The following is a 13,748-nucleotide window of genomic DNA, read 5'->3' on the forward strand; positions in this document are numbered from 1 at the left end:
TTGAATCTTGTCCAGACGAATCTTGTCCAGTTGAAACGAGCAGAACCATGACTACGCCACTCCGCAAGACCCTCTACGCCGGCTTCGCAGGCCTCTCCATTATTGGTACGGCTGCAGCGTGCGCGCCCACCACGCAGGCCCCCTCGCAGACCCCTGCCAGCCAGAACGGCGGCCAGGAATCCACCACCAGCCCCAGCGCGTCGTCGGCTGCGTCCAGCGGCACCACCACCGGCTCCACCTACAAGGACGGCACGTACAGCGCCGACGGAACCTATACGTCTCCGAACGGCCAGGAAACAGTCGGCGTCGAACTGACCCTCGCCGGGGACAAGGTTTCGGCCGTCAACATCACCACGCACCCGTCCAACCCGAACACCAGGAAGTTCCAGGGCGAGTTCGCCAGCGGCATCGCCGCCCAGATCGTGGGCAAGGACATCGATGAACTCAATGTGTCCAAGGTGGCCGGCTCCTCGCTGACCTCGGGCGGCTTCAACGACGCCGTCCAGCAGATCAAGTCCCAGGCCAAGTAGCAGCCATGCCGCACCCGGGCTGGAGCACCTTCGGCTTTGATGGCATCGGTACCCACTGGGACGTTTCGACGCCGGAACAGCTCGCTCCGGAGGTACGGAAGGAACTGCTCGGCACGGTCGCTGATTACGACCATACGTATTCGCGGTTCAGGCCGGACTCCCTCGTCGCCGCACTGGCCAAGGCACCAGGAACCATCACGATGCCCCGGCATGCCGGGGCGTTGCACCGGGTTTACGCCGATCTGTACCGGCTCAGCCGGGGTGCCATGACGCCCCTCGTGGGCAGCAGCCTGAACCGTTTGGGCTACGACGCGGCGTACACGCTGGTTCCCTCGGGAACGCCCGAGCCCGCGCCGCGTTGGGAGGACGTCCTTGACTGGGACGGCACCACCATCACGGCCAGTGATGCAGTGGTGCTGGACATAGGCGCAGCCGGGAAGGGACAACTCGTGGATTTGTTGGGCGGCTTGCTGCGCGAGGCCGGCCACACGGATTTCCTGGTGGATGGCAGCGGGGACATGCTGCATTCCGGCAGCCAAGCAGTGACCGTGGCGCTGGAACATCCCTACAACCCCAAGCAGGCCATTGGAATAGTGGAGCTGGACAATGCCGCATTGTGTGCCTCTGCCGCCAACAGGCGCGCGTGGGGCGATGGCCTGCACCACGTCCTGGATGCGACCACCGGGCAACCCATCCAAACCACGGTTGCCACCTGGACCATGGCGGAGAATGCCCTGGCGGCCGATGCCTTGGCGACGGCACTTTTCATGGTTGAACCGAAAACGCTGGAAACCGTGTTCGACTTTTCCTGGCTCCGGGTTTTTTCGAATGGTGCCGCCACGTTCTCTGGCGGCTTTGAGGGGAGACTGTTCTCATGATTGCCGTTAAGTCGCGACTGGACACGTGGCTGGGCCGCTTCACCATGTACCGCCTGATCCTCTGGGTCCTGGGGATCCTGGTGGTGTACAGCCTGGTGCTGAATGTCCTGGGCTGGTTGACGTTCGGCATTCCCGAAATGCTGGTGCACCTGGCCTTGTGCCTGGGACTGACGTACGCCTCCAACCGCTTGTTGGCGCCGCTGTTCCGCACGCGGCCGCATTCAGAATCCTCGCTCATCACCGGGTTGTTGCTCTACTTCCTGTTCTGGCCGGCGTTCGGCGCCATGGACATGCTCGGTGTTGCCTTGGCCTGTGTGCTCGCCAGTGCATCGAAGTATGCCTTGGCCTTCCGGGGCCGGCACATCTTCAACCCTGCTGCTGCCGGGGCCTTCATCACCGGTTTGACCGGGCTCAACATCGCAACGTGGTGGGCGGCCACTCCGGCCATGTTGTGGCTGCTGGTTCCGGGAGTGTTCGTCGTGCTTTACCGGACGCGCAAACTCCTGATGGCCTCGGTTTTCCTGGTGATGGCCACGGGCATCATCTTCACTGAACTGATCAGCCGCGGCATGACGGCAGGCCAGGCCCTGTGGCAGCCGCTGGCGCAACGCCCCCTGCTGTTCTTCGTGGGCTTCATGCTTTCGGAACCGCTGACCCTGCCTCCGCGCCGGTGGCAGCAACTGGCGCTTGCCGCCGTCGTGGGCCTTATCTTTGCTGTTCCGTACAACCTGGGCTTCGTTGCCAACTCCCCCGAACTGGCCCTGCTGGTGGGCAACGCGTTGGCGTTCTTCCTCGGCCAGCGCGGTGGCGTGGAACTGACGTTCAAGGACTCGAGGAAGCTCACTCCTGGAACCACGGAGTTCCGTTTCGAACCACGTCGGCCGGTACGGTTTGCGGCCGGGCAGTTCATGGAACTCAACCTCCCCCACTCGGGTTCGGACGGCAAAGGACGGCGCAGGGTATTCAGCATCACCAGCGCCCCTGGCTCGCCGGAGGTGACCTTTGGAGTGGGAACTGCCGAACCGCTCTCCTCGGCGAAGAAATCGCTGCTTGCGTTGAAGCCGGGAGACCGGGTGGCCGGCACGGCCGTGGGCGGCGACTTCCTGCTGCCCCACGACGCCGGCAGGCCGGTCCTGTTGATAGCCGCCGGCATCGGGATCACGCCTTTCCTGTCCCATCTTGCGTCCGAGGCGTCCAGGGACGCTGTGGTGTTGTACCTCGCAAAGAGCCGGGAAGAGCTGGCTGCCTGCGAACAACTGGAGGCCTCGGGTGCCCACGTGATTGCCCGGTTGGCGGACGGTTCCACTCCTCCGGGGTTCATGCACGACGCCGGCAGCCCAAGGATCGATGCGACGCGCCTTGCCGAGCTGGTTCCGGATGTCAGGGATCGAGAGGTGTACGTCTCCGGGTCTCCGGCGAGCGTGGATTCACTGCGGGCAGCCGCGCGCGGGGCCGGGGCACGGAAGGTGCATGTGGACTCGTTCGCCGGGTACTGAGACGTTCAGGTCCGCCGCGTGTTTGCCGAGGTGGCGCCCGGTTTTCCTTTGCACCGCGTGGACTGCTAAGCTCTAGGACGTCCCACCGGCAACGGAGGGAACCCCGGTTGCCCTCGTAGCTCAGGGGATAGAGCGTCTGCCTCCGGAGCAGAAGGCCGTAGGTTCGAATCCTATCGAGGGCACAGTGAATACCCCGCCAGCCAAGCTGGCGGGGTATTTTCATGCCCGCACGGGCGTTCTGCCGGAGCCCGCTGCACAGCCCGGCAACGCAAGGCAGGGCTATCAGTTCGAGGCTTGCCGGAGGCCCGCGGCCATAATGTCGGCCCCCGATCCTAGGCTGGATACAAGTTGCCCGCCAGACGTTTCCAGCCAAAGGGGTTGCCGTGTTTTGTTCAATCGTTCCGCCATACATGCTGCGCAAGCTTGCCGCCCGGAGTGAGCCGCGGCTCTGGGCCGTCGCAAGGGCTGCCAAAGAGTCCTTGCTGCATATCAAGGAACTGCAGGCCGTACGCTCGGCTCCTGCACCGTCCGCACCGCCGAGCGCCCGGCAGGCCCAGCCCGGGCCACCGAAGCGGACCATCTACGACGCCGACACGTCGGAGAACCTGCCCGGCAGGCTGGTACGCAAGGAAGGCGCTGCTGCCACGGGCGATGTCGCCGCGGACGAAGCATATGACGGCCTGGGCAGCACCCACCGCCTCTACGCGGACATCTTCGGCCGCGATTCGATCGACGGCGCCGGCTTGCCGTTGGACGCCACCGTCCACTACGGCAATCTCTATGACAACGCGTTCTGGGACGGCCGGCAGATGGTCTTCGGGGACGGCGACGGTGAAGTGTTCCAGCGGTTCACCAAGTCGGTCAGCGTCATTGGCCACGAACTCGCCCACGGGGTCACGCAGTTCACTGCCGGACTCGCCTACCGCAACCAGGCCGGCGCGCTGAACGAGTCCATGTCCGACGTCTTCGGCGTGCTGGTGGAGCAGTACCTGAAGCAGGAGACCACCGCGCAAGCGTCATGGCTGATCGGCGAAGGACTGTTCACCGAGAAAGTCCAGGGGGCTGCACTGCGGTCCATGAAAGCTCCCGGCACCGCTTATGACGACGACGTGTTGGGCAAGGACCCGCAGCCCGACTCCATGGACACCTACGTCCGCACCAGCGCCGACAACGGCGGGGTGCACATCAACTCCGGAATCCCCAACCGTGCCTTCTACTTGGTGGCAGCCGAGCTCGGCGGCAACGCCTGGGGCGCCCCGGGCCAGATTTGGTACGGAACGCTGACCAGCGGCTCCCTGCCCCCTGCTTGCACGTTCGGCAAGTTCGCCAGGACCACACTGTCCACGGCGGAGGAGCTGTTCGGCGCCGGTTCGGTAGAGCATGACGCCGTCCGAAAGGCGTGGGACACTGTGAAGGTGAAGGTTTAGGCCAGCCGGCGGGACTGCACACTTCCTGCAGTCCCGCCCCGGACTGGCTGCCTCAGGCCAGTTAACGGGAAAGCAGCCGGACATGAAGATCACCGTCCAACGCAGCGGGGGCGTCGCCGCCATGACCCGTGTCTGGAGCGTGGAGGCCGTGTCCGCCGACCAAAAAGAGCGCTGGCTGCCCATGGTGGAGGCCTGCCCTTGGGAGGAAGCCAAAAGCCAGGCCCGCGCGTTGAACGAACCCGACCGTTTCATGTACTCCATCCGGGCAGGGCAACGCCGGGCTACCCTGCCCGAAAGGGCCGTGACCGGACCGTGGCAGGACCTCGTGGAATGCGCCAAGGCCGAGGGCGCCGAAACGCGTGGGCGCGTGGGCGGTCGGCGCTAGTCCCCGCCGCCTCGGACAGCCGCCAGCTCGGACAGCCGCTAGATTGCCTCGGCCAACTGCCCCCGGAAGGCCCTGCGGTAGCTCTGGGGGCTCGTATCCAGCACTTTGGTGAAATGGTGGCGCAACAGCACCGAATGCCCAAAGCCGGCCTCACGCGCAATCTCGTCGATGTTCAGTTCCGTGGTTTCCAGCAGTTCCTGTGCGCGGAGAACCCGTTGGGAGTTCAACCACGCGGCCGGCGTTGCGCCCGTTTCCGCGCGGAAGCGTCGGGCGAAGGTGCGCGGGGACATGTGGAGCCTGGCAGCAAGATCGTTCACGCTGTGCTCTTGGTCCAAATGCTCCACCATCCAGCGCAGGAGTGCCTCCATCGGCGCCGAACCGCAGGTAGGCATGGGCCTGTCGATGAATTGGGCCTGTCCGCCGTCGCGGTGCGGGGGCACCACCATGTCGCGTGCAATGGCTGCGGCCACGTTGGCCCCCAACTCCACCCGGACCAGGTGCAGGCACGCGTCGATGCCGGCGGCGGTTCCGGCGCTGGTGATGATGGTGCCGTCCTGGACGTAGAGGACATTTTCGTCCACGATCACTCCGGGGTACCGGCTGGCGAGGTCCTGGGAGTAATGCCAGTGGGTGGTGCAGCGGCGCCCTTCCAGAAGGCCGGCACGCGCCAAGGCATAGGCTCCCGAGCAGATGGACATCACCCAGGCCCCGCGCTCGTGGGCAGCGCGGAGAGCCGCATAGACAGACTCCGGCACTTCCTGGTCCCTGCCAAAGGGCGCCATGATCACCAAGTCAGCGTCCGCCGTTGCCTCCAGGCCACGATTGACGTGGAGGGAGAGCCCCGACTTCATCCGGACATCGCCGGGTTCGGGCGCACACACGCGGAAGTCGAAGGCGGGAACACCGGCTCCCCTGTCCGATCTGTCAATGCCGAAAACCTCAAAGGCAGTGCCGAACTCGAAGATGGAGAAGTCGGGAACCACTATCACGGCTACTGATGTCAACATCTCTCTATTGTGGCAGAAAATTGTTCATTTGGGTCATTTCTGCCACTGTTTTCCCAGTGCCTGCAAGAGAAGGATGGAGGCATGGAAATCTTCGGAATCATCCTCTTCATCGTCCTCATCACCGCCGTTTCAGCCACCATCGCTGCCCTCCTGAAGGACGGCCGCGGACACAACCCGCCCATCTCCTCCAAGGAACCGTGGAGCGCCTTCGAGGCCCCCAGCAGCCCCTACTGGAACCCGCGGATCTACTGAGCGGCCGGCCCCGGAACGCTGCCAATCATCCCCTCCCTGTCCCATCCATCCGACGCCCGTACGTTCACGGAGTTACTGCAGGACTCCTTGAACTGACGGGCGTCCTTCTACGCCTCCCCTGCCCTGTGCGGCACGCCGACGCGTGGGCTAGATTCTCCTCCATGATCCAAACCTCCGCCCGGCTACTCCAGTTGCTGTCCCTGCTCCAGGTCCGCCGGGAATGGACCGGCGCCGCACTGGCGGACCGCATGGGCGTCACTGAACGGACCGTGCGGCGGGACATCGACAAACTCCGCAACCTTGGCTACCCCATCCACGCTTCCCCCGGCATCACAGGTGGCTACCAGTTGGGTGCCGGCGCCCAGCTTCCACCCCTGCTCCTGGACGACAACGAGGCCCTGGCCGTAGCACTGGGGCTGAACTCTGTTGCCGCGGGACCGGTGGCAGGCATCGGCGAAGCCTCCGTCCGCGCGCTGGCGAAGCTTGAACAGGTGCTGCCCGCACGGTTGCGCCCGAAGTTCGCCATGTTGAAGGCCGCCGTAACCACGCTGCCCAGCAACGCCGCATCCGTGGACCCCCAGCAACTTACGGCACTCTCCGCAGCCATTTCCGATCGCCGTTACATCACGTTCGACTACGTGAAATCCGACGGCGATTCGGCGCGGCGCCTGGTTGAGCCCTATCGCCTGGTGGACACAGGCAGGCGCTGGTACTTGGTGGCCTGGGACGTGGATCGGGGCGACTGGCGGATTTTCCGCGCTGACCGGATGGCGTCGTTGCCCACGGAACGAAAGAAGTACGAACCACGGCCCCTTCCCGCCGAGGACTTGGCAGCCTACGTCCAGCAGTCGATCACGCGGTCTCCGTACCGCTTCGACGTCGTCGTGCGGCTGCGTGCCCCACTCACCGACGTTGCCGCCGTCGTGGGCCCGCACGCGTCCCTCACCGCGGAGGGACCGCAGTCGACCATTCTCCGGGCCGGTTGGGACAACCTCGCCGCACCGGCGGCGCACCTGGCCGCCCTGGACATGGATTTTGAAATCATCGGGCCGGCGGAGTTCAAGTCCTTTGCCCTGGACCTGTCCCGCCGGCTTGTCGCGGCAGCGGGGATGTGACGGCGCCGCCGTTCCCGCCTGGTGCCCCGCAGTAGACTGGCATCAACCATGACACTTCATATTTCCTACCCCGCCGAGCTCCCCGTCTCCGAGCGCCGCGAGGATTTGATGGCGGCCATCGCCGCGAACCAGGTGACCATCATCGCCGGCGAGACCGGCTCGGGGAAGACAACCCAAATTCCCAAGATGTGCCTGGAACTCGGACTGGGCGACAAGGGACTGATCGGCCACACCCAGCCGCGGCGGCTCGCTGCCCGGACGGTAGCGGAACGGATCGCCTCCGAACTCGGCGTGGACATCGGCGCGGAAGTCGGGTTCCAGGTCCGCTTCACCGGCGAGGTCAGCGCGGCTACCAAGGTCAAGCTCATGACCGACGGCATCCTGCTGGCCGAAATCCAGCGGGACAAACTGCTGCGCAAATACAGCACCATCATCATTGACGAAGCCCACGAGCGCAGCCTTAATATCGACTTCATCCTCGGATACCTGAAGCGGATTCTCCCCCAGCGCCCGGACCTGAAGGTCATCATCACTTCGGCCACCATCGACCCCGAACGCTTCGCCAAGCATTTCGGCACCGAGGACTCGCCGGCTCCGATCATCGAGGTCTCGGGCCGGACCTATCCCGTGGAAATCCGCTACCGCCCGCTCTCCCAGCCAAGCGGTGACGACGATGACACCGACGACGAACTCGAAGAGGACCGGGATCCCCTGGACGCCGTCTGCGACGCAGTGGATGAGCTTGCCAAGGAGGCGCCCGGCAACATCCTTGTCTTCTTCTCCGGCGAACGCGAGATCCGCGATGCCGCCGAGGCGCTCAACAGCCGGATCCAAGGCAATCGCCGCCTGGCAGGCACGGAGGTCCTCCCGCTGTATGCACGCTTGAGCCTGCAGGAACAGCACCGGGTGTTCAACCCGGGCGGCAAGCGTCGCATCATCCTGGCCACCAACGTTGCGGAAACCTCCCTGACCGTTCCGGGCATCAAGTACGTGGTGGACACCGGAACGGCCCGCATTTCGCGGTATTCGCACCGGACCAAGGTCCAGCGGCTGCCTATCGAGCGGGTCTCGCAGGCCTCGGCCAACCAGCGCTCCGGACGCTGCGGACGCGTCTCCGAGGGCATTGCCATCCGCCTCTACTCGGAGGAGGACTTCGAGTCACGACCGCAATTCACGGACCCGGAAATCCTGCGGACCAACCTCGCGGCCGTCATCCTGCAAATGACCGCCATGGGCGTCGCCCGAGGTCCCAAGGACGTGGAAAACTTCCCGTTCGTGGAGCCGCCGGACTCGCGTGCCATTAACGACGGCGTCACCCTCCTCCGCGAACTCGGCGCCTTGAGCGCGCCCCGGCAACAAGACGCCCAGGATCAGCCGGCCACGGGCCGGGGCGGTCACCGCCGTGGCAGCCAAGGCGGCAGCGGCAGTGGGCTGACCGCCGTCGGGCAGAAACTCGCGCAGCTGCCTGTGGACCCCAGGCTCGGCCGCATGATCGTGGAGGCCGGGAAGCGCGGTTGTGTCCGCGAGGTCATGATCCTTGCCGCGGCACTGACCATCCAGGATCCCCGCGAACGACCCACGGACAAGCAGCAGCTTGCCTCGGAAAAGCACGCCCGCTTCCGCGATGAAAACTCCGACTTCACCGGGTACCTCAATTTGTGGAACTACGTGCAGGAAAAACAGCGCGAGTTGTCCGCCACGCAGTTCCGGCGCTTATGCCGCACGGAGTTCATCAACTACCTCCGGATCCGGGAATGGCAGGACCTTTTCACCCAGCTTCGGCAATTGGCCAAGCCACTCGGCATAACCTTGGACAACACCCGGGTCGCCGATCCCGTGGGGCACCACGACGGCATCCACATCAGCCTCCTGTCCGGCCTGTTGAGCCACATCGGCATCTACGACGAACGCAAGCGCGAGTACGCCGGCGCACGCGGCAGCCGTTTCGCGATCTTCCCCGGCTCGGCGCTGTTCAAGAAGTCTCCTGCCTTCGTCATGGCCGCGGAACTGGTGGAGACCAGCCGGCTCTGGGCCCGCGTGGCTGCGAAGTTTGATCCGTTGTGGGCCGAGCAAGTGGCCCCGGACCTGGTCAAGCGCTCTTACAGTGAACCGCACTGGTCATCGCGCCAGGGTGCAGTGCTGGCGCACGAGAAAGTCACCCTGTACGGGGTGCCGATCATTCCCAACCGCCGCGTCAACTACGGCAGGATCGACCCCGAATTGTCACGGGAGTTGTTCATCCGGCATGCACTGGTGGAGGGTGAGTGGCGCACCCACCACAAGTTCTTCCACCGGAACCGCTCCCTCCTCCAGGAAGTCGAGGAACTGGAGACCCGCATGCGGCGCCGGGACATCCTGGTGGACGACCAAACGCTCTTCGAGTTCTACGATGCCCGCGTGGGCAAGGATGTGGTGTCCGAGCGGCACTTCGACAAGTGGTGGAAGGAAGCCCGCCAGTCCGACGCCACGTTGTTGGACTTCGATGAATCCTTCCTGATGACCGAGGACGCCGATGACCTGGATGACTCGGCCTACCCCAAGGTCTGGGTGCACAAGGGATTCGAGCTTCCGCTGAGCTACGAGTTCCACCCGGTGGCGCCTGGTTCGGCGCCCAACCCCTCGGATGGCGTCACGGCAGAAGTACCCGTGCTTTTCCTGAACCAGATGGAGGATGCTCCTTTCCGGTGGCAGATCCCGGGCCAGAGGGTGGACCTGGTCACCGCCTTGATCAAGTCCTTGCCCAAGCAGGTCCGGAAGAACTTTGTTCCGGCCCCGGACGTCGCGCGGCAGGCTACCGCTGCCCTTGAAGCGGACTTCGACCCTGCCACGGATGAACTGGAGGCTTCCCTCGAGTTGGTCCTGCGCCGGCTGAAGGGGCACATCATTCCGCCGGGTTCGTGGAATTGGGAGGCAGTCCCCCAGCATTTGCGGGTGAGTTTCAAAGTGGTGGACAGCCGCGGCAAGGTCCTGGGCGAAGGCAAGGACCTCGCGGGCCTCCAGGAAGCCCTGGCCCCGGCCACCCGTCGCGCCATTGCAGAGTCGCTCGGAGCGACGCCGGCCACCACCCGGGCCTCGAACAAGGGTCCGGCCCGCCCTGCTGGCAAGGGTTCCCAACCGGCGCCCGCGGCTTCGAACACTCCGGCCAACGGCGCCGTTGCCGAGCGCGACGGCATCACTTCCTGGGATTTCGGCCCGGTGGAACGCCAGGTCACCAGAACCGTCAAGGGCCATGCCGTCACGGGCTTCCCCGCGTTGGTGGACGAAGGATCATCCGTTTCGTTGCGGGTATTCCAGACGCGGCAGGAGCAGGAAGCCGCCATGCGTGGCGGAGTAATCCGGCTTCTGGCCCTCCGCATTCCTTCGCCGGACCGGTATGTCCTGGAACACCTGAGCAACACGGAGAAGCTGACCTTCAGCCAGAATCCGCACGGCTCGGTCAATGCCCTGATCGCCGATTGTGCCCTGGCCGCCATCGACAAGCTGACGCCCCAGGACCTTCCTTGGGACAAGGGAGCGTTCGATGCGTTGTACGAGGCTGTCCGTGCGGAACTGATCGATACGGTCTTCACCGTGACTGCCGTCGTCGAGCGCATCCTGGCCAGCACGCGCCGGATCCAGAAGCAGCTGAAGGGCAGTACCAGCCTCGCCCTGATCAGTGCCTTGAACGACATGAAGAGCCAGTTGGAGCAATTGGTCTTTCCCGGGTTCGTGGCACAGACGGGCTACGCCCAGTTGAGCCAAGTGCCGCGCTACCTGCAGGCCATGGAAAAGCGCCTCGAAAAGCTGCCCGGCAACGTCCAACGCGATGGCCTCAGCATGGCGGCGATCCAGGGCCTGGAAGACGATTACGACGACGCCGTCTCCGCGCTCCTGCCGGGACGCAGGATCGGCCCTGATTTAACCCGGGTGCGCTGGATGATCGAAGAACTCAGGGTGAGCCTGTTCGCGGTGGAGCTTGGGACAGCCTATTCCGTGTCCGAAAAGCGCATCCGGACCGTCCTCAACCAGGCCCTCGCACCGGCCTGACGGCCGTCGGGGACTGACCGGCGGGCCTGCTCCTGAAAAAGAACCCGGTGGCGCCGAAAAAGCACCACCGGGTTAAGAGGTACGGGATCAGTCCTCCGGAACCACGTCTCCGTGACCGGCGGAGCGAAGTGCCGCGCGCAGCTTCACGGCCGTGGCGTCCATGATGGCCGGGTCAGGATTGTGGTCCACGTTGTGCACCTCGAAGTCTGCCGTCGAATAGGCCGGCCACACGTGGACGTGAAGGTGGTCCACTTCGAAGCCCTCCATGAGGACACCAACACGCTTGGCCTGGAACACGTCTTCCTGTACCTTGCCGATCTTCTGGGCGACGTCCATGACCTTGCCCAGCAGTTCGGGGCTGGCATGGGTCCATGAATCCACTTCTTCGCGTGGAACCACCAGGGTATGCCCGGACGTGATGGGCGCGATGGTCAGGAACGCCACCACCTCCGCGTCCTTCCACACGAAGCGGCCGGGAATCTCCCCGTTGATGATCCTTGTAAACAGCGTGCTCATGCGTCTGCCCTTTCCGAAGGTTCCTGGAGTGTTGAAGTGTCCAGCACGAACCGGTATTTCACGTCGCCCGCCACCATGCGGTCGTAGGCCTGGTTCAGTTGATCGGCTCCGACGATTTCAATATCGCTGGCCACCGAATGCGCGGCACAGAAGTCCAGCATTTCCTGGGTCTCCGCGATGCCGCCGATCAAGGAGCCGGCATAGGCCAAACGGCGCCGGATCAAGAGCCCCGGGCTCACTGGCGGCATCTCCTCCGCGGGCAGGCCCAGTTGGAAGAGCGCACCGTCCAGGCGGAGCGTCTTGAAGTACGGGTTAAGGTCGTGGGGTGCGGCAACGGTATCGATGATCACGTCGATGCTCCTGTTGGCGGCTTCCATTGCTTCGGAATCCGTGGACAGCACCACATGGTTGGCACCAAGCTCACGCGCTGCCTCAAACTTGGCAGCGGAAGTGGTGAAGACCGTGACATCGGCACCCATGGCCTTGGCGATCTTGACGGCCATGTGCCCGAGCCCGCCGAGTCCAACGACGCCCACTGCGTCGCCTTCCTCGACGTCGAAGTAGCGCAACGGGGAGTAGGTGGTGATTCCGGCGCACAGGAGCGGCGCTGCGGCCGCCGGGTCCAGGCCTTCCGGAATGCGCAGGACGAACCGGCGGTCCACCACCACCGAGGACGAGTAACCGCCTTGGGTAACGGCATCGCCGTTGCGGGGATCCTTGGCCCCGTACGTGCCAACATTTCCCCGCTCGCAGTACTGTTCCAGGCCTTCGAGGCAACTGTCGCATTCGCGGCAGGAGTCCACCATGCAGCCAACGCCCACACGGTCGCCTGGCGCAAAATCCTGCACCGCGGAACCGACCCGGGTAATCCGTCCCACGATTTCGTGGCCTGGCACCAAGGGGTACGGGGGGATGCGCCACTCGCCTCGGGTGGCATGGACATCGGAGTGGCAGAGCCCGCAGAATTCGATCGCGATCTCCACGTCGTCTTCCTTGGGCGCCCGCCGGGAAACGGTCAGCGGCACCAATCCGCTTTCCGGCGATGTGGCACCATAGGCAGCAGCGAGCAGGGATCCGGCGAACGACGGCGATGCTTCAGGGGTGATTGTTCTTCCAAGGGGCGGGGGCACAGGGCGTCCGGGGGTCATGCTTTGACGCTACTCCCGGCAGCACTGCCGGTACCACTCGGACCGTCGAGGCGTTCCGCTTCGAAGGGTTGGTCACCCACCGCGACGGGATTCGCGTCGTTGTTCGACCATTGCGAAAACGATCCCGGGAACAACGCAGCCTCGAAGCCGGCGATTTCCAAGGCAGCAATCTGGTGTGCGGCCGTGACACCCGAACCACAGTAGACAGCTACCTCGGATGACGCTCCGACGCCCAACTCCTCGAATCGCTCCCTGAGTTCCACGGCGGGCAGGAACGCGCCCTCGGCGGTCACGTTGGCCGTGGTTGGCGCACTCACGGCGCCCGGTATGTGTCCGGCCCGCGGGTCGATCGGTTCCACCTCGCCCCGGTACCGCTCCCCCGCACGGGCATCGAGCAGCAAGCGGCCACCGTGCCATCGGGCAGCCTCGCCTTCGCTGATCGTCGCCATTGCTCCGTCACCCAGGGTGACCTGCCCGACGTCGGGAGTCACCTCGCCTGCCTCCACGCGGTTCCCTGCCGCACGCCAGGCGGCCAGGCCGCCGTCGAGCAGGTACACCGAGGAGACCCCTGCGTTTCGGAGCATCCACCAGACCCGGGCGGCCGCCATGCTGCCGCTGTTGTCGTAAGCAACCACGGTGTCGCCGTCATTGATGCCCCAACGCCGCGCGGCCTCCTGGAAGCGTGCCACGGAGGGCAACGGGTGCCTGCCCAGGGACGGTTGCGCGTGGTCGGCGAGCTCGGTGGGAAGATCCACGAAAACCGCACCCGGCACGTGCCCGGCCACGTATTCGCTGTGTCCGTCAGTCCGGCCCAGGACCCACCGCACGTCCAGGAGCACAGTACGCTCGCCCGCCTCGAGGCGGTGTTGCAGCCCGGCTGCGTCGATCAGGATCGCCATCATTCTCCTTCGATATGCAGTTCCCTGCTGATGTCCGGTTCCAGCCTAGTCCGGCGGGCGGGGCTGGAA

Annotated in this window: 12 protein-coding genes and 1 tRNA gene; 9 read left to right on the forward strand and 4 right to left on the reverse strand. The window is 64.9% G+C overall.

Annotation, left to right across the window (positions count from 1 at the left end; genetic code table 11):
* The first annotated feature begins 47 nt into the window (after positions 1-47).
* From ACIQT2_RS03015 to ACIQT2_RS03040, 6 genes are all read left to right on the forward strand, one after another.
* The gene (locus ACIQT2_RS03015) at positions 48-530 is read left to right on the forward strand and encodes a hypothetical protein (protein ID WP_400330182.1); all 483 of its coding nucleotides are present in this window, start codon (positions 48-50) and stop codon (positions 528-530) included.
* Positions 531-535: 5 nt separating this feature from the next.
* Positions 536-1,408 carry an FAD:protein FMN transferase gene (locus ACIQT2_RS03020; RefSeq protein ID WP_402943458.1) on the forward strand — a complete coding sequence of 291 codons (873 nt, stop codon included), beginning with the start codon at positions 536-538 and terminating at the stop codon, positions 1,406-1,408.
* Positions 1,405-2,904, forward strand: coding sequence for an FAD-dependent oxidoreductase (locus ACIQT2_RS03025; RefSeq protein WP_402943461.1), 1,500 nt, complete (start codon positions 1,405-1,407; stop codon positions 2,902-2,904). The genes ACIQT2_RS03020 and ACIQT2_RS03025 overlap by 4 nt, the downstream gene beginning before the upstream one ends.
* Before the next feature lie 109 nt (positions 2,905-3,013).
* A tRNA-Arg gene (locus ACIQT2_RS03030) sits at positions 3,014-3,086 on the forward strand.
* A 228-nt stretch (positions 3,087-3,314) separates the two neighbouring features.
* Positions 3,315-4,331 (forward strand): M4 family metallopeptidase, encoded by a 1,017-nt coding sequence (locus ACIQT2_RS03035; RefSeq protein WP_402943772.1) that lies wholly within the window; start codon positions 3,315-3,317, stop codon positions 4,329-4,331.
* A gap of 82 nt (positions 4,332-4,413) precedes the next feature.
* Positions 4,414-4,716, forward strand: a complete 303-nt coding sequence (locus tag ACIQT2_RS03040) for a protealysin inhibitor emfourin (RefSeq protein WP_402943464.1) — start codon at positions 4,414-4,416, stop codon at positions 4,714-4,716.
* A 38-nt stretch (positions 4,717-4,754) separates the two neighbouring features.
* Here ACIQT2_RS03040 and ACIQT2_RS03045 read toward each other — a convergent pair whose 3' ends face one another.
* Entirely contained in the window at positions 4,755-5,723 is a 969-nt protein-coding gene (locus ACIQT2_RS03045) for a GlxA family transcriptional regulator (protein WP_400330170.1), read from the reverse strand.
* Between the two features lie 81 nt (positions 5,724-5,804).
* On the opposite strand from ACIQT2_RS03045, the gene ACIQT2_RS03050 reads away from it, so the two are divergent.
* The 3 genes from ACIQT2_RS03050 to hrpA all read left to right on the forward strand — a co-directional run bounded on the left by ACIQT2_RS03050 (position 5,805) and on the right by hrpA (position 11,116).
* A complete protein-coding gene (locus tag ACIQT2_RS03050) occupies positions 5,805-5,975 on the forward strand; it encodes a hypothetical protein (protein WP_397322377.1) in 171 nt (56 codons plus the stop codon).
* A 161-nt stretch (positions 5,976-6,136) separates the two neighbouring features.
* Complete coding sequence (locus tag ACIQT2_RS03055; RefSeq protein WP_400330167.1) at positions 6,137-7,090, forward strand: helix-turn-helix transcriptional regulator; 954 nt, start codon at positions 6,137-6,139, stop codon at positions 7,088-7,090.
* 48 nt (positions 7,091-7,138) lie between these two features.
* Positions 7,139-11,116 (forward strand): ATP-dependent RNA helicase HrpA, encoded by a 3,978-nt coding sequence (hrpA, locus tag ACIQT2_RS03060; protein WP_402943469.1) that lies wholly within the window; start codon positions 7,139-7,141, stop codon positions 11,114-11,116.
* An 87-nt stretch (positions 11,117-11,203) separates the two neighbouring features.
* Here hrpA and ACIQT2_RS03065 read toward each other — a convergent pair whose 3' ends face one another.
* The 3 genes from ACIQT2_RS03065 to ACIQT2_RS03075 are packed head-to-tail and all read right to left on the reverse strand — an operon-like array spanning position 11,204 to position 13,679.
* A complete protein-coding gene (locus tag ACIQT2_RS03065) occupies positions 11,204-11,632 on the reverse strand; it encodes an HIT family protein (RefSeq protein ID WP_402943471.1) in 429 nt (142 codons plus the stop codon).
* Positions 11,629-12,780 carry an NAD(P)-dependent alcohol dehydrogenase gene (locus ACIQT2_RS03070; protein ID WP_400330161.1) on the reverse strand — a complete coding sequence of 384 codons (1,152 nt, stop codon included), beginning with the start codon at positions 12,778-12,780 and terminating at the stop codon, positions 11,629-11,631. The genes ACIQT2_RS03065 and ACIQT2_RS03070 overlap by 4 nt, the downstream gene beginning before the upstream one ends.
* Complete coding sequence (locus ACIQT2_RS03075; protein ID WP_402943474.1) at positions 12,777-13,679, reverse strand: sulfurtransferase; 903 nt, start codon at positions 13,677-13,679, stop codon at positions 12,777-12,779. Before ACIQT2_RS03075 ends, ACIQT2_RS03070 begins: the two co-directional genes overlap by 4 nt.
* Positions 13,680-13,748: the final 69 nt, after the last annotated feature.

The organism is Paenarthrobacter sp. NPDC090522 (genome assembly GCF_044769225.1).
Classification (GTDB): Bacteria; Actinomycetota; Actinomycetes; order Actinomycetales; family Micrococcaceae; genus Arthrobacter.